Source organism: Alicyclobacillus cycloheptanicus (assembly GCF_028751525.1).
Classification (GTDB): Bacteria; Bacillota; Bacilli; order Alicyclobacillales; family Alicyclobacillaceae; genus Alicyclobacillus_L; species Alicyclobacillus_L cycloheptanicus.
Genome location: NZ_CP067097.1, coordinates 2,360,975 through 2,381,322, shown reverse-complemented (window position 1 = coordinate 2,381,322; position 20,348 = coordinate 2,360,975). Strand labels below are relative to the sequence as shown.

Annotated in this window: 14 protein-coding genes; 5 read left to right on the top strand and 9 right to left on the bottom strand. The window is 58.3% G+C overall.

The window, feature by feature from the left end; translation table 11 throughout:
* The first annotated feature begins 94 nt into the window (after window positions 1-94).
* The 5 genes from JI721_RS10915 to JI721_RS10895 all read left to right on the top strand — a co-directional run bounded on the left by JI721_RS10915 (window position 95) and on the right by JI721_RS10895 (window position 5,397).
* Window positions 95-697, top strand: coding sequence for a biotin transporter BioY (locus JI721_RS10915; protein WP_274454917.1), 603 nt, complete (start codon window positions 95-97; stop codon window positions 695-697).
* 24 nt (window positions 698-721) lie between these two features.
* Complete coding sequence (locus JI721_RS10910) at window positions 722-1,678, top strand: NAD(P)H-dependent flavin oxidoreductase (RefSeq protein WP_274454916.1); 957 nt, start codon at window positions 722-724, stop codon at window positions 1,676-1,678.
* Window positions 1,678-2,853 (top strand): thiolase family protein, encoded by a 1,176-nt coding sequence (locus tag JI721_RS10905; RefSeq protein WP_274454915.1) that lies wholly within the window; start codon window positions 1,678-1,680, stop codon window positions 2,851-2,853. Before JI721_RS10910 ends, JI721_RS10905 begins: the two co-directional genes overlap by 1 nt.
* Complete coding sequence (locus tag JI721_RS10900) at window positions 2,854-4,437, top strand: class I adenylate-forming enzyme family protein (RefSeq protein WP_274454914.1); 1,584 nt, start codon at window positions 2,854-2,856, stop codon at window positions 4,435-4,437. It abuts the gene before it with no gap.
* An 81-nt stretch (window positions 4,438-4,518) separates the two neighbouring features.
* Window positions 4,519-5,397 (top strand): ROK family protein, encoded by an 879-nt coding sequence (locus tag JI721_RS10895; protein ID WP_274454913.1) that lies wholly within the window; start codon window positions 4,519-4,521, stop codon window positions 5,395-5,397.
* A 40-nt stretch (window positions 5,398-5,437) separates the two neighbouring features.
* Here JI721_RS10895 and JI721_RS10890 read toward each other — a convergent pair whose 3' ends face one another.
* From JI721_RS10890 to JI721_RS10850, 9 genes are all read right to left on the bottom strand, one after another.
* Complete coding sequence (locus tag JI721_RS10890; protein ID WP_274454912.1) at window positions 5,438-6,604, bottom strand: aminotransferase class I/II-fold pyridoxal phosphate-dependent enzyme; 1,167 nt, start codon at window positions 6,602-6,604, stop codon at window positions 5,438-5,440.
* Complete coding sequence (locus JI721_RS10885) at window positions 6,604-7,098, bottom strand: Lrp/AsnC family transcriptional regulator (protein ID WP_274454911.1); 495 nt, start codon at window positions 7,096-7,098, stop codon at window positions 6,604-6,606. The genes JI721_RS10890 and JI721_RS10885 overlap by 1 nt, the downstream gene beginning before the upstream one ends.
* A 72-nt stretch (window positions 7,099-7,170) precedes the next feature.
* Window positions 7,171-8,469: a threonine ammonia-lyase IlvA gene (gene ilvA, locus JI721_RS10880; RefSeq protein ID WP_274454910.1), complete on the bottom strand. Its 1,299-nt coding sequence runs from the start codon at window positions 8,467-8,469 to the stop codon at window positions 7,171-7,173.
* 146 nt (window positions 8,470-8,615) lie between these two features.
* Window positions 8,616-10,445: a GGDEF domain-containing protein gene (locus JI721_RS10875; RefSeq protein ID WP_274454909.1), complete on the bottom strand. Its 1,830-nt coding sequence runs from the start codon at window positions 10,443-10,445 to the stop codon at window positions 8,616-8,618.
* Window positions 10,446-10,459: 14 nt separating this feature from the next.
* The gene (locus JI721_RS10870; RefSeq protein WP_274454908.1) at window positions 10,460-11,761 is read right to left on the bottom strand and encodes an EAL domain-containing protein; all 1,302 of its coding nucleotides are present in this window, start codon (window positions 11,759-11,761) and stop codon (window positions 10,460-10,462) included.
* 133 nt (window positions 11,762-11,894) lie between these two features.
* Window positions 11,895-12,578, bottom strand: coding sequence for a tetratricopeptide repeat protein (locus JI721_RS10865; protein ID WP_274454907.1), 684 nt, complete (start codon window positions 12,576-12,578; stop codon window positions 11,895-11,897).
* A 128-nt stretch (window positions 12,579-12,706) separates the two neighbouring features.
* Complete coding sequence (locus tag JI721_RS10860) at window positions 12,707-14,854, bottom strand: peptidoglycan D,D-transpeptidase FtsI family protein (protein ID WP_274454906.1); 2,148 nt, start codon at window positions 14,852-14,854, stop codon at window positions 12,707-12,709.
* A gap of 150 nt (window positions 14,855-15,004) precedes the next feature.
* A complete protein-coding gene (locus JI721_RS10855) occupies window positions 15,005-16,546 on the bottom strand; it encodes a class I adenylate-forming enzyme family protein (protein WP_274454905.1) in 1,542 nt (513 codons plus the stop codon).
* 171 nt (window positions 16,547-16,717) lie between these two features.
* Window positions 16,718-20,146, bottom strand: coding sequence for a pyruvate carboxylase (locus JI721_RS10850; protein WP_274454904.1), 3,429 nt, complete (start codon window positions 20,144-20,146; stop codon window positions 16,718-16,720).
* Window positions 20,147-20,348 lie beyond the last annotated feature (202 nt).

The following is a 20,348-nucleotide window of genomic DNA, read 5'->3' as shown; positions in this document are numbered from 1 at the left end:
ATTTTTTTGTTCAGTGTGAAGATGGTTGCGTCCACGCCCCCCATATGTTAACTATGTATTATTGTAAAGTTAACAAAAGAGGAGGCGTGTACCTATGTCACGGATCACTGTTCAAGGCATCGTTTTTAGCGCATTATTTGCCGCACTCACCGTTGTACTCGATTTCCTGCAGGTCAACTTAGGTTTCACACCGGTACCCATCACACTCGGAAACATGGGCATTATGCTGGCTGGCGCCATCCTCGGCGGCGGTTACGGGTTCTTCAGCATCCTGCTGCTCGTGGTGTTGACACTCATCGGCTTGCCATTGCTGGACGGTTCAGGCGGAATTGGGGTGTTCGCCAGCGCGTCCGGCGGCTATGTGATGGCTTGGCCGATTTGCGCACTTGTGACTGGTCTGGTCGTATCGCGCATCAAAGGCAATGGCCCCATTGCTTTTGCGAAAATTTTCATCAGCATTGAACTCTTTAGCACCTTCTTGTGTTACGTTGGAGGTGTACCTTGGCTCATGCATGTACTGCACGTGCCACTCCAAAAGGCCCTGGTACTCGGCATGTATCCCTACTTGATTGGCGACACACTGAAAGCGTTTGTCACTGCCCTCGTCGTCATGCCGATTCGAAAATTGTATCCGGCATCCAGGCTGACGGGCAGAGCCGGCGCCAAAGTCGCGACACTCCCCGAAGAAGGTGCCTGATCGTACATAAAGGATGTGAGAGGATTGAAAACACGCGTCACCGAGCTCCTCGGTATCGAAGTCCCCATTGTTCAAGGTGGTCTCGCAAACCTCGCCTATTCTGAACTTGCCTCCGCAGTATCGAACGCCGGCGGACTCGGGCAAATCACGGCCACGTCTCTTCGCAGTGCGGACGAACTTCGGACAGAGATTCGCAAGACAAAAGCCGCCACAAACCGGCCGTTTGGTGTCAACATTGCCATCAGCCAGCACAAATCGGTCGAGGAGTTTGTGGACGTGGTGGTGGAAGAAGGGGTCGCAGCCGTATCGCTGACTGCCGGAAACCCCGAACCCATCCTCAAGCGTCTCGCGGACACATCGATTAAAAAGCTCGTTCTCATCGGTTCGGTTCGCCAGGCCCAAAAGGCGGAGTCGCTGGGCGCGGACGCTGTGATGGCGGTTGGACAGGAGGGCGGCGGACACATCGGCCGCGCTGACACGGGCACCATCGTCCTCATCCCCCGCGTCGTGGATTCCGTGAACATTCCCGTCATCGCCAGCGGCGGGATCGCAGACGGACGGGGGCTCCTGGCCGCCCTCGCGCTGGGTGCCGAAGGCATCGAAATGGGCACCCGCTTCATTGCGACCAAGGAGTGCATTGCCCATGAAGCCTACAAGGAGGCGCTGGTGCGAGGCAGGGAGGACGAGACGGTCATCATCAAACGGTCGCTCGGCATGCCGGGCCGCGTGTTACCCTCGCCGTGGGTCGAAAAAATCCTGGAAGAAGAAGCACGCGGCACCACGATGGAACGGTTGTGGCCGTTCATCTCGGGTGAGCGAAACCGGCACGCCATCATCGAGGGTCAGCTGGATGAAGGGTTTGCCTGGGCAGGTCAGTCGATGGGACTCATCCACAACGTGCCGACCGTCGCGGAACTGTTCGAAGAGATGTTGTCCACCGCGCGCGAACATTTTGCACGCATTGGACAGAGCGGGCTGTGATGGTCGTGCTGCAGGAACACGACGCGATTGTCGTTGCCGCCAAACGTACAGCGGTGGGCAAAGTTGGCGGTGGATTACGCGAGGTGCCCGTTGAACACCTCGCGGGCACCGTTCTCCAAGACCTCGTGCGTGGGGCGCAGGTCAATCCGGAGCGCATCGACCAGGTCATCCTCGGCAACGTGGTGGGTCCCGGTGGCAACGTGGCCCGGTTGTCCGCCTTGACGGCCGGGCTACCCCTCTCCGTGCCCGGATACACCGTCGACATGCAGTGCGGCTCTGGCCTGCAGGCGATTCATCTGGCGGCCCAGGAAGTCCAATCCGGACACGGAGACATCTATCTTGCTGGCGGCGTGGAAAGTTCCAGCCGAGCGCCATGGAAATTGGAGAAGCCGCAGAACCCTTACCGCCAAAGTCCGCGCGTGTACGAGCGGGCCCGTTTCTCACCAGATACCATTGGCGATCCCGACATGGGTGTCGCCGCCGAGAACGTCGCCCGAGCGTACCACATCAGCCGCGACGCGCAGGATGAACTGGCGCTCGCCAGCCACCAGAGGGCCGTTGCAGCCCAGCAGACTGGGGTGTTTACAGCTGAAATTGTGCCTGTGGAGACGCCTTGCGGAGGCTGGTTTACGGTTGACGAAGGCCCGCGCGTGGACACCAGCCTGGACAAGCTGCGCCGCCTCCCCCCGGTGTTCGTAAAAGACGGGACCGTTACAGCGGGCAATGCGTGCAGCATCAATGACGGCGCCAGCATCGTACTGCTGTTGTCCGTACGTGCCGCCCGCGAGCTTGGCTTTTCAACGGGACTTCGTTACGTGGACTGCGTGGTCACTGGCGTTGACCCGAACCTCCTGGGCATTGGCCCCATTCCTGCCGTGCAGAAGTTGTTCCACCGTCAATCCGTCACGATGGACGAGATGGACCTCATCGAATTCAACGAGGCATTCGCCTCGCAGGTACTCGCGTGCATGTATGAGCTGAACATCCCATTCGACCGCATGAATGTCAACGGCGGCGCCATCGCCCTCGGACATCCGTATGGAGCGTCCGGTGCACTCCTCGTGACACACCTGTTCCATGAACTCATTCGACGGCACGGACGGTATGGCCTCACCACCATGGGTGTCGGCGGGGGCCTGGGCATCGCCGCCTTGTGGGAGCGGGTGACCCTGTAAATGCGCATCGCGGATGGCGTGTTCTGGCAAGCCGGGCGTGATCCGGCGAAAGTCGCGATTCGAATGGGCGCATCGTCGTGCACCTACGGCGAATTGGCGAATGCCGTCACGGAGGCGGGCAGGAGATTTCGCGCCATGGGCGGGCAGCGCGGCGATGTGGCAGCCTTGCTCCTGGAGAACAGCATCACGTATTTGACGCTGTTCCTTGGTCTCGCCCATGCCGGCTTCGTTGTGGCACCAATGAACCCGCGCCTGCCTGACCGGGAGAACGAGCGGCTGTTCGACAAAATGGTACCCTGGTGCGTCATCACGGAGGACGCACACGGCATCCAGGTGGATGTTCAGCGCAAAGCCGCCGCCAGTCGCCCGCCCCTGCGAAACGAGGACCGCTGCGACGCACCCTTGACCGACGACGATCTTTTCTACCTTGGCTGGTCATCGGGTACCACGGGTGCGCCCAAGGGGATTTTGCGCACGCACAAATCCTGGACCGAAAGCTTTTTCGGCATGACGCTGGAGTTCGGTCTGCGTTCCGACGCAGTGATGCTGATCCCTGGGCCATTTTGCTACTCGGCGTCGCTCATCGCAGCACTTCACATCCTGTTCATCGGCGGCACGGTGGAAACCACCCGCAGATTCGACGCCGCGTGGACCGCGCGCCGCCTGGCCGAATCCGACATCAACGCCCTCTTCATGGTGCCCACCATGTACCGGGACGTGGTTGATGCCGTCTCTGGCAACCCGCAGTGGTCCACCGGCCGCTCCCTCACCTGCGTTACAGCAGGTGACAAGATGTCGCTGTCGATCCGGCGGGCATGGGAAAAAGCGTACCCCGGCGCGCGGCTCTACGAGTACTTCGGGTCTTCGGAAGTCGGATTCGTGTCTGTGTTGTCGCCCGATGACGCCAGAACCGACGAGCCTTTTGTGCCGAACGCAGACTCGGGCAGTGCCGCGCGCGCTGCTTGCGTTGACGACATGTCGCGCGCTTCTTCTGTCGGACGTCCGTTTTTTCCGGCGCAAGTCCGCGTCGTGAACGGAGAGATTCAGGTCAAGAGCGGCCTTGGGTTTGCCGGATACGCCGGATCGTTCACACACCCTGACCCGTCACAGGATGCCAACCGCGTAGTCTTCCGCGTACCGCGTGACAAGGCGTTGGAAAGACAAATCAAGCGCCCCGATGGCTGGCTCGCGCCGGGTGACAGTGGGTACCTCGACGATCACGGTCATCTGCACGTCACCGGGCGCGCGTCAGACCTCATCATCTGCGGCGGTGTGAATGTGTATCCGAGCGAGATCGAACAAGTCGTGCTCACGTATCCAGGGGTGCGCGAAGTGTGTGTGTTCGCATTGCCGGACGCACGTCTTGGCGAAGTGCCTGCATGTGCCGTCGTGTGGGAGGACGATGTGGCAAATCGCGATGCGGAGATGGAGCCCCTGCGGCAATTTCTCCTCCAGCACCTGCCCGGCTACAAGCGGCCTCGAGCGATGTTCAGCTGCATGAAACTGCCGCGCAACGCTGCCGGAAAAATCGTGCGGTCAGAACTCGCTCGTGCGCTTCGAGAGGAAGGCAGCGAAACGAACTGAATGCGGCAGACCCCTCGCAGCGCATGCGTCGTTTGATTACAATTTCACTATGGGAGATTGTCTGAGGGAGGACATGATGCGATGCTGATTGGCGGGGTGGAAGCAGGGGGAACGAAGGTCGTTTGCGGCATCGGCAACGAGCATGGCGAGCTGCTGGAACACAAGGTCATCGCAACATCCAATCCCACGGAGACGCTGAATGCCGTCTTCTCGTTTTTTGCGGAACATCCGATTGCGGCACTGGGACTGGGGTGGTTTGGCCCGCTGGACCTGAACCCCGAGCGCTCGTCCTACGGCCGCCTGACATCGACACCCAAACTGGCGTGGCAGGGGTTCCCGCTTCTGGACACGTTCCAGGCACGCTTTCCCGTCCCAGTTGGGCTTGACACGGACGTCAACGCTGCAGTCCTTGGAGAAGCCCGGTGGGGTGCGGCGAAAGGGCTGCATACCGTCGCCTACCTCACGGTCGGGACCGGGATCGGCGGCGGCTTGCTCGTGGAGGGCCGGCGCGTGCACGGCAGCATGCACCCGGAAGTCGGGCACCTGCTCGTTCGGCGCCATCCGGATGACCCCTTCGCAGGTCACTGCCCGTATCATCAAGACTGTCTCGAAGGACTCGCAGCCGGACCCGCCCTCGCCGCGCGGTGGGGAACGCCTGCCGAGCACCTGCCGGACGACCATCCGGCCTGGCGGCTGGAGGCGTACTACCTCGCGCAAGCGGTGGTGAACCTGATGCTGACCGTCTCGCCGCAGCGCATCATTCTCGGCGGCGGCGTCATGAAGCACACGGCGTTGTACACGGACATCCGACGTCAAGTCCAAACGCTACTCGGCGGCTACCTCCAGCATCCTGGCGTCTCTGAGGCAGCGCTGGACCCATTCATCACCGCGCCTGGACTCGGCGATTTCGCAGGCGTTCGCGGCGCGCTGGCCCTGGCCTTGGACGCGCTGCGGCACTGACCCAGGCCGCAGACGAGCCAGCCGGCCGCGGCGGTCCCGGCTACCGCAGCAACCCATGCACAAATTCGCCGATCCGCTCAATGGCCATCTGAATCTGCGTCGCCGACGTCGCATAGGAGCAGCGGATGAAACCCTCGCCGGTCTCGCCAAAGACGTCGCCCGGTATCACAGCCACCTTCATCTGCTGCAACAACGCCTCCGCAAAGGCTTGCGATGTCAGGCCAGTGGGACGAATGTCCGGGAACGCGTAAAACGCGCCTTGCGGAGCGTGGCAAGGGATGCCAATCCGGTTGAACCCCTCCACAATCAGCCTGCGCCGCCGGTCATAGCTCTCCACCATCTTCTGCTTTTCCTGCTCACCATTGCGAAAGGCTTCGAGCGCCGCCATCTGGCTCATACTCGGCGCGCACAACGCCGTATACTGGTGAATCTTGAGCATGGGCTCCAGAATCTCTTCCGGCGCAGCCACGTAACCAATCCGCCAGCCCGTCATCGCGTAGGCTTTCGACAAACCGCTCACCACGACCGTCCGTTCTTTCATGCCTGAAATCGCCGCGATGCTTGCATGCTCGCGTCCATACGTCAGGTCCGCGTAAATCTCGTCTGAAATCACCAACAAATCGTTGTCGATCACGACCCGCGCCACGCTCTCCAAATCTTCCCGCGTCATGATGGCACCCGTCGGGTTGTTCGGATAGCACAGCACCAGCACCTTGCTGGCAGGCGTGATGAACCGGCGGAGCATCTCTGCGGTCAGCCGGAACCCATCCTCGGCATACGTCGGCACATCCCGCACCACCGCCCCCGCCAACAGCGCGCACGGCCGATAGGACACGTACGTCGGGACCGGCAGCAGGACTTCATCTCCTGGGCAGATGAGCGCCCGAAACGCGAGGTCAATCGCCTCGCTGCCTCCGACCGTCACCAGAACCTCGCGAGCCGGGTCGTAGGACAATGCGTACCGTGTCAAATGGTCCGCGATGGCCTCGCACAACTGCGGCAGACCACGGTTTGACGTATATGTCGTAAAACCTCTCTCCAGCGCGTACAACGATGCCTCTCGAATATGCCACGGCGTGACAAAGTCAGGCTCACCGACGCCGAGGGAAATCACGTCGTCCATTTGCGAGGCCAAGTCAAAGAAACGCCGGATGCCAGACGGCGGCAAGTCGCGCACCACCGGCGAAAGTCGTTGCCGAATGTCCATCACGGCGAAATCACCAGCCGTCGGTCGCCTTCGCCATCATCAAAAATCACGCCGGCCTCTTTATACGTTTTCAGCATGAAGTGTGTGGTCGTCGAATTCACGTTCTCAATCGTCGCCAGGCGCTCCGACACAAAGCGCGAAACTTCCTTGATGTCGTACCCCTCCACAATCACCTGCAGGTCATATGCGCCGGACATCAAGTACACCGACTTCACTTCGGGGAAGCGGTAGATGCGCTCGGCAATCGCGTCAAACCCCACCTCCCGCTGCGGGACGACCTTCACGTCGATCACGGCCGTGATACGCCCCGACTCCACCTTGTCCCAGTCCACCACGGCGGAATAGCGGAGAATGACGCGTTCTTCCTCATACGTCTTGATGACTTCTGACACGGCCTCTGGAGACTCACCCAACATCGTGGCAATCGCCTCTGTGGAGAGCCTTGAATTGGTATGAAGGAGCCGCAGAATCTCGTGCTTCTTTTCTTCCGTCAAGCTTTACACTCCTTTACGTGAACACAACGAAGCGAACACAGCCGGTCCGAACCGTCGATGCCGTCCATTCGTTTAAATCAATAGTTGAAACAGCGACGGGTCCTTGTTGATTTCGCTGTACTGAATTCCGTACTTCTCCATCCGCGCAATCAACGGACCGTAATCGTCCCGCTGCTTCAACTCAATGCCGACCAGCGCCGGGCCGTTTTCCTTGTTGTTCTTCTTGGTATATTCGAACCGTGTGATGTCGTCGTCCGGTCCCACCACGAGGTCGATGAATTCTCGCAGCGCGCCCGCACGCTGAGGAAAGTGAATGATAAAGTAGTGCATCAGGCCCTCGTAAATCAGGGAACGCTCTTTGATTTCCTGCATGCGGTCAATGTCGTTGTTCCCCCCGCTGAGCACGCAGACGACATTCTTGCCGATGATTTGGTCACGATATTCGTCAAGCGCCGCGATGGGCATTGCGCCCGCCGGCTCCGCCACAATCGCGTTTTCGTTGTACAACTCGAGAATGGTCGAACAAATTTTCCCTTCCGGTACCACCACCACGTCGTGCAGTGCCGTTTTACAGACCTCAAACGTCAACTGCCCCACTTGCTTGACCGCGGCCCCGTCCACAAATTTGTCGATCTCGTCCAACACCACGACTTGCTTGGCTTCCAGCGACCGCTTCATCGACGGCGCGCCAGCAGGCTCGGCGCCAATCAGACGGGTGACTGGGCTCGCCTGCCGCAGGTAGGTGCCAATGCCGGAGGCGAGTCCGCCCCCGCCAATGGCCGTAAACACGTAATCTGCCGTTTCGCCCAGCTCCGCCATGTCACGGACAATCTCAATTGCGATGGTGCCCTGACCGGCCGCGATGAGCGGGTCGTCAAAGGGGTGCACGAACGTCAATTGTTCGCGCGTACAATAGTCCATCGCGGCAGCGAATGCATCGTCAAACGTGTCACCCATCAACTGAATGGTGACAAAGTCACCGCCAAACCGCGCGACTTGATTTACCTTCTGTCTGGGCGTTGTGGTGGGCATGAAAATGGTGCCTCGCACGTTCAGGTGGCGGCAGGAGTACGCAACCCCTTGCGCGTGATTGCCCGCGCTGGCACACACCACGCCTCGCTCCAGCTGTTCAGCAGGGATGTGGCGCAGAAAGTTGTACGCGCCGCGAAGTTTGAAGGACCGAACACGCTGGAGGTCTTCGCGCTTGAGAAAGACGTTGCAATTGTAACGATCCGACAGGATAGGATTGCGCTGAAGCGGGGTATCCACAGTCACCTCTCGCACCACATCATAGGCGCGGAGAATCGAGGCATAGTCGAGTGCCCCGCCTGATGGAGCGTGACGGTCAGAAGTTGTTTGGGACCGGTACATCCGGGTGCAGCTCCTCTCCCAATTCTCTATATATTGCAAAAGCATACCACACCCGCAGGGGCCGGTCACTATCTGCTCGTGACATCCCAATGACAAGTTCAAATCAACCGTTGTTCAACCTGGATGATTCAACCTGAAATCAGCCGTTATTCAATCGCGGCGTTGGTGTCAGACAAAGCGCCTCTGACATAGACACTGCCGAACGTGTTTTTCGCCCGCTTTTTCAACTCTCCGGCTTCTTCTGAAATCAATTCCAGTGACGTGGTTGTCCGATTGTATTCCCGGCACTCCAACACAGACAAGGAGATGGACAATCCATTCGAGTGAACCCTCTGGCCGTGACGGTCGGTGATGTCAAAGTCCTCTGTCCCGTGCGCCCCATTGGGGTAATACTGCGTTACACCTTCTTCAAAACGTTCGATAATGTCACTGCAAAGCTGTTCGACATCGTCCGTTTCTGTAATGAGGATGAAGTCATCGCCGCCGATGTGTCCGACAAAGTCACCCGGAAAGCCAAACGCCGCTGCGGAATCCTTCAGCACCTGAGCAGTGTAGCCGATGACGAGGTCACCCTTCTGAAACCCAAACCGGTCATTAAACCACTTGAAATAATCCAAGTCGGTATAGATGATGGTGAACGCCCGTCCACTACTGAGCCTCCACAGAATTTCCTGCTCGATGCGCCGGTTCCCCGGCAATCCTGTCAACGGATTCGCATCGCGGGCCAGCTCAATCTGCGCACTGGTGACCGCATTCAGAATGTCCTGCACCGTGACCACGCCAACCAGTTGGCCCAAACGCGTCACAATGACCAAATCGTACACGTGTTCATACTTGCGCGCCATCGCCAGCCGGGAGACAGTCTCAAGCGGCGTATCAATTTCAAGCACGAGTGGATCCCGTTCCATCAGCCGGGAAATGGCCTTGTTGCCAAACAAGGAATACCCGTACTTGGTCGCCAGGCGTTGAAACAGGCGCTCTCGAATCACCAGTCCCACCGGTTCATTGCCGCGCGTAACCACAACCCCAGATTCCAGGGCGGACGCGTTCAGATAATGGACGACCTCTTCCACCCGGGTCCCTTCATGCACGGTTTTCACAGGCCGTACAATTTTCTCCAGTCCCGCCTTCGCAGGCACATAACCATGGTACTGCGCAAACATTCTTCCAATCTGCGCCTGGATGTGCTGCTGGACTTGCCCGGCATGAACGGTGTGACCCTGCTCAAGCGGTCCGAGCAATTCCCCTGTTCCAAACTGTGCCCCGAGTCCCATCGTCAGCTTCAGGTCGGCTTCCTGGTCTAAGCCCTCCACAATCACATGGCAATTCAGTTTTCTGGCCAGCTCCACCAGGGTTTCCAGCGCAATTACCTGCGTGTGATTGGCACTCGCGCCTCTCGTTAAAATTGCGTCAGCTTTGACATAGTCCGGGTGCAAGCGGGCGATCGCCAACGGCCATGGGTAGCCGTTCCACGAGCTTTTCATGCACACCTTGAAGCCATACTTTCGGACTTCGCTGACCTCTCCCGCCAACACCTCGAAATCACCGGCAAACGTCGGGGACAGCTCGAAAACGACTTGCACCAGCGTCTCCTGCGTCTGCTGCTGCAAGGACTCCAATTGGGCAGGGTCCAGCCCCAACCCTGCGCTTCCATACACATGCAAAAACAAAACGACCTGTCGGGGAAACGACTGAAAAGACCCCATTGCTTCCTGCCAAACGGCTTGATGCAGCGTGCGGAGACGGCCTGTCTGTTCCGCGTTCGCAATCAAGGATTCGAGCGTGTCGAAACCGGCGCCCTGGGGCAGGCAGACATGAACGTAGTACCCGTGCAACTGCCCAGTACTCAGATACCGCACAGGTCGATACCGCACCCATTCCGGTGCCCTGTCCATCAAATGCAGGAACTCGATGTCATCGTCCTGTTCAGTCAACCTTGGCTTTTCGAAATGTGGACATAAGTCGGGATCCGGCATGGTCTCCCCCCTAATCAACGCGAGACACGCAGCCTGGATTGTTCAGCGAAGCGCTGGCCGGATGCCGTGCGGAATGGAACGTCAAACGACGTCTCTGGCCCCGGTCGCCCAAGCAGAAAGCCTTGGCCGCACGGTACTCCGCAGGCCTGTATACAATCCAACTCTTCGGACGTTTCAATCCCTTCGGCAATCACTGTGCCTGAAAAGCCGTTGCTGATGTGGCAAATCGCGCGGACAATATCCTGCTTCGTACGGTCAAGATGGATGTTTCGTATCAATTCCATATCAATTTTAACGAAATCCGGTTTGACTTGCATCAAGGTGACAAGCCCTGAATACCCAGCCCCCACATCATCGATTGCGATTTTGTAGCCTTGGTCGCGGTAATGTGCGACGAGCTGCAGGAACGAACTATAGTCGTGAATCGCGTGATGCTCGGTAATTTCGAAGACAATTTGACTAGGTTCCAGTCCTGCCGCGTCAATCACCTCACGCGTCTCTCCGTGATGAAAGGCTGGGTCGGACAGAATGTTGGGCGAGACATTGATGAACAGCTTGGTTCCCGGATAAACGCTGGCAGAATGGATGGCCTGGTTCCTGCACAGTCGTTCAACATCGAGCAAATACCCCGCTCGCTCGGCGTAGTCAAACAGATTTACAGGTCGTTCCAGTCCAGACCCGGCAGGACCGCGTGCCAGGCTTTCCCAACCGATGATGGACTGAGACTCCAAATGGACAATCGGCTGGTAATGAATTCTGATTCCGTTGGTTTGCACGACGTGATGCAGTTCCGTCATGATAAATGGCGGTACCGAGCCTGAATGCCTGCGAGCCCGTCTCCCAGCCAACGCGATTAACTCATAAAATTGGGTACTCAAGTTCTCCGGGTCAAGTCGAGTGGATGGAGAAAGTCCGTAGCGCAGTTGAAGGGACGAAGCCCCGTTCAGACCAGCCCGTTCATTCACGATGTACTCCACGTTCGTCACGAACTCGTGGATGACTCTGGAGTGATGTTCCCAAGAAACGGCATATGGGATAAAAATCACGAAACCATCGTCAAAGACATGGAGTGCCTCGGCGTTCGGCCACGGCAAGGCATGTCCCGCAAGTTGTTCCAGCAAGACACCAGAAGCGATGGCGAGGATGCGATTGCACGATTCCATGCCATAGCCCTGCTCGAATCGACTAAAACCGACAATATCGATGTACAAAAACGACACCATTCCAGACACAGCAGAAGCGTGTCCCAAAGTGTACGCTTGGACACCCTCCATCAGCAGATTCGGAAGACGACCGGAAGTGGTTGATGCATGCATGATGTTCGTCCTTCCTGCAGGGACATGTACTGCGAGAGACTGGTCCGACGGAAGCAGGGATTTGGTCTATATTGTAGCAAATGCTCTATAAATATTTTGCGTAGATTGTGTAATGATACGATGAAGATGCGTGTTATCGAACCAGCAGCAGCCGCCAGCGGGCCAGCAGCGCCCAACGGCGTTCGACGCGTTTGCGGAACCTCGGCAGCATGCGATACGTTTGAATGCAGCGGCGCAGCGCCTCCCGTGCCGCGGCAGGATTGTCAAACAACAAGAACAGCTTGGCCAGACGATATTCCGACTCGCACGACGACGCATTATACGACTGAAACACGTTCAGGTAGTGGAGCGCCTTCTTCGGGTCAGACGGCGCGAACACGGCGGCCATCTCAAGGTAGGGCTCGCCGTAGCGCAGTTTTGGTTCCTTGGACAAGGCGTTCAGAATCCGTTGTTCTCCGGCGGCGCACTCACCCAGGTGCAGTTGACAAATGCCCCAGTCGGTTTGCACATCGGCAGCCTCCTGCATGGACGGCGGCAATTCCTGCAGCAGCCGCAGTGCCCGATTGTACGCACCGTGTCCGATGTAGAGCCTGGCCAAGTCGTACCGTGCCGGCGCGTCGTGCGGGTTTTCCAGAATCTCGCGATGCAGCCGCGAGATGCGCATCTGCGTTCGCACCGGCTTCAACAGATTCGGTGTGAGTCCGATGAAGCGGCGATCGACCAAGTAGTACACAATCACGATGACAATCACGGCAAGCAATGGATTATGAAGGACCAGTGACAGCAGAACGAAAAGAAAGAGGAAACCGCTGCTCATGACCACCCTCCCATGGCACCTGCGATTTCCCCCAGTATAGACCACTTTGGCAGGTTTTCCGCGTACAAGTATCTGTGCATGGAGATTCATCAGGATGAAGTCGGCCGGATGCCGACGATGAGAAACAGTTATTTCGACTCCTCAGGCAGCTTGTACGCAGGCGATGACGTCCAGTTCGCTGGGATGCTGCCGTTGGTCCACTGGCTCTTCGGCATGAAGGACTCGTGGTGCTCGTCGAAGTAGTCGTCCATCATCTGGCGGGCAATCGGCACTGCAGTCACAGCACCATACCCTGCACCCGGCACCATGACCGCGACGGCAATCTGCGGATCATTATACGGCGCATACCCGATGAACACGGAGTTGTTCACACTCTGGCCGTGCATCGTGATCTCAGCGGTGCCCGTCTTTCCGGCCGCCTTGTACGGAGCGTCTCCGAAATAGTCATACGCCGTGCCCTCCGGCGTGTTGCAGGCCGCGTACATTCCCTCCTGCGCGAGCTTTAGGTAAGTCGGGTTAATCTTCAAATTCGCCTGAACCACCGGTTTGACCGTGGAAATCGGCTTTTCGTTCGTATTGGCCAAGCTCTGCTCGAGTCCCGGCGGATAGACGGCCTGCAGCAGGTGAGGCTGCAACTTCTTCCCGTTGTCCGCGATCGTCGCGACATACTGCAAGAGTTCAATCGGCGTGAATTGCTGCATCTGGCCGAATGCCATGCCCGCCAAATCGTACGGACTGCCGTAGTTCACGTACTGGCCCGTCTTTTTGACCGTCTCAGCAATCTGTTGAATTTGTTTCGCAGACAGCTGCACATTCGTCGGCTTCTTACCGGCCTGCAGGTCTTCAATCTCGAAGTTCCCTGCCTGTTCACCCGGCAGGTCAATCCCTGTCAGTTCGCCCAGGCCGAACCGCATCTCACCCTGCGCAAGGTCTAGAATTCCCTTGATGAAGTCGGTATTCAGCCACTTCTGGTAGTTTCCTCCCTGTGGGTATCCACCACTGGTCGGCGTACTACCCAGCCAATGACCTAAGTCTAGCCCCACATTGTAGAAGAATCGGTCGTCAGACACGGCAATGGCTTGAATGTCGTTGATCCAACCGTAACTCGCGTCCTCCTTCATCGGATAGGTGCCAATCATCTGGACTGGGGCATTGTCATCAAACTCTGTATTCGGCGTAATGACGCCGTGTTCAAGCCCAATCATCAGGTTGACGGGCTTGACCGTGGAACCCGGGTCGAGCGGGCTCTGAATGGCGTTGTTGATTTCCGCACCAGAACTGGATAGATACTGTGCATGTTGTGTGAAGTCACCGCCGGGTACCATCCAGTTCGGATCCAGATAGGGATAACTGGCCATCGCAATGATGCCGCCGGTTTTGACGTTGATCATCACTGCAGCGGCGTCCGTAATGGTCTGGTGATTCTGCCGCTCGTAATTCTGAATCGCCTGGAGCACAGCGTTCTGCGTGTCAGCCTGGACCCGTCCGTCCAAGGTCAGCTTCAGGTTGTCTCCCGAGACCGGCGGGATGTAGCCCACCGGCTTGGTCGAGCCGTTCACAGTGCTGTACTGGACTTGCTGATAACCGACTTTTCCCTGCAACAAGTTCTCGTACTCGTACTCCAGCCCCGCCACGCCGACCTGTTGAATCTCCTTGTACCCTTTTTTCTTGACATAATAGGCTTCGTTTTGGGGCGTGATCGCTCCCACATAACCCAATACCTGCCCGGCCAAATCTTTGTATGGGTACTCCCGCTGACCGTCCATCTGCACATCCACGCCAGGCAGCTGTCCGGCGTGTTCACTGATGAAGGTCAACTGGTCCTCCGTAATATTTTTAAACAAGGTAATCGTGCTGTACTGCGGGTCGGCATTGAGCAGCGCCAGCACGTGTGCTTCGGTTGTATGAAATACAGGTGCCAGCAGCGCGGCAATTTTCTTCAGTTCACCGGATGACGTGTTGATATTCTTCACTCGCGTAAAGTACACGCTGTAGATCGGCTCGTCATACGCGAGCAAATTCCCATTTGTGTCGTAGATTCTCCCACGCGCCGGGAGAACAGGAATGTTCTGCACCGACGTGGTCTTCGCCTGCGACCTGAAATACGCCCCTTTGGTAATCTGCAAGTAACCCAAGCGGAAAATCAGCGAAGATAACGCCAAAAAAACGCACGAGAAAACCACATTGACACGAAACAGATGCGTGCGCCGCCGTCGGTCCGTCAGGCGGTCTTCCTCTGAACGTCGAATCTGCGAACGCTGTTGCCTTGTTGCCATCCACCCTGGTAAACCCCGTCGTTTCACAATACCTTGCCCCTTGTGCAACATCATTTGCGAGATTGCTTCATCACTGAGTGTAGTGTATAGGGAGAGGATAGGAAATAGACTTCGAAATTCCTTCGAAAATGCCTTCTGTCGGACAACCGCTTAAAGCGCCTGTTCTGTTTCCATTGTGAGTTGTTCCCGAAGCTGGTACTTGAGAATTTTTCCCGAAGCATTTCGAGGCACGGGTCCAATGACCAGCTTCCGGGGCACTTTGTAGTCTGAAATGAACGCCGAACAATGAGCTCGCAGTTCTTCCAATGTCAAATTCGCTCCTGGACGCAAGGCGACCACCGCAGTCACCGTTTCGCCGTAATCCGCATGCGGTACGCCAACAACCGCACAGTCCGCGACAGCAGGGTGGGTGATGATGGCGTTCTCAACTTCGACCGAATAAACATTCATTCCACCGGTCAAAATCATGTCCTTTTTGCGGTCGACCATCGTGATCAGACCGTTCGCATCGACCGTGGCCAGGTCCCCGGTCATCAACCAGCCGTCGCGCATCGTGGCAGCTGTTGCCGCCGGGTTGTTCCAGTATCCCTTCATCAGCGTTTCTCCCCGCAGCAGAAGTTCCCCAACCTCGCCCGGCTGTACGTCCTCAAACGCATCATTGACGACGCGCGCTTCCGTGTTCAGCACAGCGCGACCAGCCGCGCCCGGGTGCTGGCGCAGCTCCTCCCCGCCGAGCAGCACGCCGCCGGGCCCCATTTCCGTCAGTCCCGCCAGGTGATACAGGGTCAAGTGAGGCAGCGCCGCCGCCAGCTGAGGCACAACGGATGGCGGCATCGGCGCCGCGCCGAACATGCCGATGCGCCAGGCGGACAAATCGACTTCACGGAGCAGCGCATCGCGCAGCATGAACTGATACATCGTTGGCACACCAAAGAACGCAGTGACCTGGTGATGGGACATGGCGCGCAGAACCGCAGAAGAGTCAAACGTGCGCAGGACCACGTGTGTTGCGCTCAAATACGTCCCCGCCATCAGGAACAGGTTCAGTTCAGCGGAGTGGTAGAGCGGCGCAACATGCAACAGGACCTCCCCTTCGCGAAGTCCGGCACCCGAAGTAATGTTCAACCCTGTCCAAATGATGCGGTGATGGTCAAGCAGAACGCCCTTCGGCCGTCCCGTGGTGCCGGACGTGTATAAAATCTGCGCGTCGTCGTCTTCTCGGACGCTCCGGTCCACCGGTGCCGCCTTGCAGCGCCCCATCTCTGTACGCAAGTTTGTGTCGTCATCCGAACCATCCAGCGTAAGCGCTTGCACTTCGCCGCCGGAAGAAGCAACATATTGCAGCGCCGCAGAAACGACGGACTGAAGCGCTGCGTCGTGAAGAATCAACTGTGTGCCTGCGTCTTCCAACTGAAATGCCAACTCCGGAGGCGCCAGGCGAACGTTGGTCGGCACCGTAATGGCGCCCAGCTTCAGGAGAGCATAATAGGCGATCACGAACATGTCGCTGTTCGCCCCCATGATGGCGACGCGATCGCCATGCGCAACCCCGCGCGCTGCCAGCGCCTGCGCCGCCTGGTTCACAGCGTCGTCGAGCGCCCGGTACGTATATCGCCGGTCATCGCAAATCAACGCCAGTCTGCCCGGGTTCCGGTTGGCGTTGCGTTCCAGAATTTTACCGATACTTGGCATACGACCACCTCATCCAAACGAAGGATTCTGTCGACGCTTATTCTATATGAATTCAGAAAAAATAGAAATGATGAACGAAGTTCCCCGGTGAATTCGCGAAAGTATTAAAACGTTGGAAACACCAGGAGCCGCCCCAGAGGCGGCTCCCTTCCACCCTGCGAAGCACCGAAACTACGCCAATTCCACCAGCAAATCGCCCGGTTCCACGCGGTCACCCGGCCGGCAAAACACGTCCTTCACCGTACCATCCATCGGCGCTTGAATCTGCATCTCCATTTTCATCGCCTCGGTGACAATGAGCAGGCTGCCCTTCGTCACCTCGTCGCCGGGTTGGACGGCCACCGAGATAACGTTGCCGGGCATGCGCGCTCCAACTTCCTTCGGGCTCCCCGTCGTCTTGCGGCGCTCATCCGCTGCCTTGGGTGCGGCGCGATCGACAATCTCCACCTCACGCGGCTGCCCGTTCAGTTCGAAAAACACCGTGCGCTTGCCGTTCTGCTGCAGGTCCCCAATGGAGAGCAGCTTGATGATGAGCGTCTTCCCTTCTTCGATGGAAACGCGAATTTCTTCCCCGGACCGCATCCCATAGAAGAACGTCGGCGTATCGAGCGGCGACAGGTTGCCAAACTGTTCGCGGTGCATCAACAAGTCGACCGTCACCTGCGGGTACATTAAATAGGACATGACCTGCTCTGGCGCAGCCTTATGCCCAATCTTTTCTTCAAGGGCAGCTTGTTCCGCTGCGATGTCCACGGGCGGGAGCAGTTCGCCCGGGCGCCCAGCCAGCGGCTTTCGGCCCTTCAGCACCGCCTTCTGCAGCTGTTCCGGAAATCCCCCATGCGGCTGTCCCATGTTGCCCATGAAATAGTCCACCACAGAACCCGGGAAGTCCAGCTCCTCCGCCCGTTCGAGCAGCGATGCTTCATCCAGGTTGTTCTGTACCAAGAACAACGCAAAGTCACCCACCATTTTGGAGGAAGGTGTCACCTTCACAATATCGCCCAGCAGGTGATTCACCATGCGGTACGAGCGAACGACTTCGTCAAAGCGGTCGCCGATGCCGAGCGCAATAGCCTGTTCGCGCAGGTTGGTATATTGACCGCCTGGCATCTCATGCTGGTACACCGCCGTCGACGGCACATTCAAGCCACTCTCGAAGCGCTGGTAATAGCGCCGCACCGCCGCCCAGTAATCTGCCAGCACCTCAAGGTCCTGCAGGTCGTCCGGGACGGCCCGGTCAGTGAACTGCAGCGCGGCTGCGAGCGAGTTCCAACTCGGCTGCGAGGTCGATCCCGACAGAGAACTGATGGCCACATCCACAATATCCACCCCGGCCTCCGCCGCCGACAGGAGGGTGGCGATGCCGTTGCCGCTCGTGTCGTGGGTATGCAGGTGGATGGGGATGGAGATGTGGTCGCGCAGCACCTGCACCAGCTTCTTCGCTGCATACGGCTTCAGCAACCCGGCCATGTCCTTGATGGCCAGGATGTGTGCGCCAGCCCGCTCCAGTTCCTGCGCCATTTGCACGTAATAGTTCAAGTCGTATTTCGTCCGTGTCTCATCCAGAATGTCCCCGGTGTAACAAATCGCCGCCTCAGCAATCTTCCCGCACCCGCGCACCTCTTCAATGGCCGTCAGCATGTTTGGCAGCCAGTTGAGGCTGTCGAAGATGCGAAATACATCAATGCCGCTCTCCGCGGACTGCCGCACGAACGCGCGCACCACGTTGTCCGGGTAGTTTTTGTAGCCGACCGCATTGGCGCCGCGCAGGAGCATCTGAAAGAGCACGTTCGGAATTGCTTCGCGCAGGGACGCCAGACGCTCCCACGGGTCCTCTTTCAGGAAGCGCATGCTGGCGTCAAAGGTCGCGCCTCCCCATACTTCCATGGAAAACAGGTTTCCGCCAATGCGGGAAGTCGCCTCGGCGATTTCCAGCAAATCCCGCGTCCGCACCCGCGTCGCCAGGAGGGACTGGTGGGCGTCGCGGAACGTGGTGTCGGTCAGCCACAGCCGCTTCTCGTCCCGCACCTGCTGCAGAAAACCGTCCACGCCGAGCTGTTGCAGCAAATCGCGCGATCCCGTCGGTCGCTTTGCATCGAGCGGCACCCGCGGCACCTTGGGTGCAGGCCATTCAGGTTTCAGTTCCGGCCCCGTCCCCTCCGGGCCGTTGACCGTCACATCCGCGATGTAGGTGAGCAGCTTCGTCGCGCGGTCCAGCCGCTTCGGAAACCGGAACAATTCCTCATGATTGTCGATGAACGACACGTCGCACTGCCCAGAGAGGAACACGGGGTGGTGAATCACGTTCGATAAGAACGGAATGTTCGTCTTCACGCCGCGAATACGGAACTCCTGCAGTGCGCGGGCCATCTTGTTGGCCGCCTTCTGAAACGTGAGGCCAAACGCGCTCACCTTGACCAACAGGGAGTCGTAGTAGGGCAGCACGCGGGCGCCCGTAAAGCCGTTGCCGGTGTCGAGGCGGATGCCAAACCCGGCGGCCGAACGATAGGTAATGATGCGGCCTGTGTCGGGCAAAAATCCGTTCTCCGGGTCTTCCGTGGTCACGCGGCACTGAATCGCATACCCATGCATGTGGACGTCGTCCTGCGTGGAAATGCCAATCTCCTCGCTGCCGAGCGGATACCCCTCGGCCACGCGAATCTGGGCCTGGACAATGTCAATCCCTGTGATGAGTTCGGTGATGGTGTGTTCCACCTGCACCCGCGGGTTGACTTCGATAAAGTAAAACTCCCCGTTTTTGGCGAGCAGAAACTCGACCGTTCCCGCGTTCACGTACCCGGCGTGTTTCATCAGCTGCACCGCTGTGCTGCAAATTTTCTCGCGAAGCGCCGGCGCAATCAGCGCGGGCGCGATCTCGACCACCTTCTGGTGGCGCCGCTGAATCGAACAGTCCCGTTCAAACAGGTGGACGAGGTTGCCGTGCGTGTCGCCCAAAATCTGCACCTCGATGTGCTTGGGCGAATCGATGTACTTCTCAACATACACTCCGGCCGATCCAAACGAGGCTTGCGCCTCCGACGAGGCGCGGTTGAACGCCTCCGCCAGCTCTGCCTCATGATGTACGACGCGCATGCCGCGGCCGCCGCCGCCGCTGACGGCTTTCAAAATCACTGGGTACCCGATGCGCGCTGCAAATTCCCGCGCCTGGTTCAGGTTAACCGGGCCGTCAGAGCCCGGCACAACCGGAATCTGCGCTTCCATCGCAACCTTTCGCGCCGACACCTTGTCGCCAAACATGTCCAGGTGCTCCGGCCGCGGCCCGATGAATGTGATGCCGGCCCGTTCACAGGCCCTCGCCAGTGCCTCGGACTCAGAGAGGAACCCGTAGCCTGGGTGAATCGCGTCGCACTCCGTCCGCAGCGCCACTTCAATGATGCTGTCAACATCGAGGTACGCTTCGACCGGGCCTTTTCCTTCACCAATCTGATAGGCTTCGTCCGCTTTGTACCGGTGCAGCGACAGCTTGTCTTCTTCCGTGTAGATGGCGACAGTTCGAATGCCGAGTTCCGTGCAGGCGCGGCAGATGCGGATCGCGATTTCACCGCGGTTGGCCACGAGAATCTTTGAGAACTGCTTCATGTTGGAAGGGTGCACTCCTTTCGAATCTCCCACCGAGGTCTGACAGGGCAGACCCCTTGTATCTGAGCATATTCGAGTCGCGTGTTATGTTTGATTATTACATAGAATTGCGATAAGTACACCTCGTTTTCGCCCCGAGCGCACGCCGTGTGACGGCTTCCCAACACGTACAGTCTTCACACATTTTTACCAGCGTTCCTAG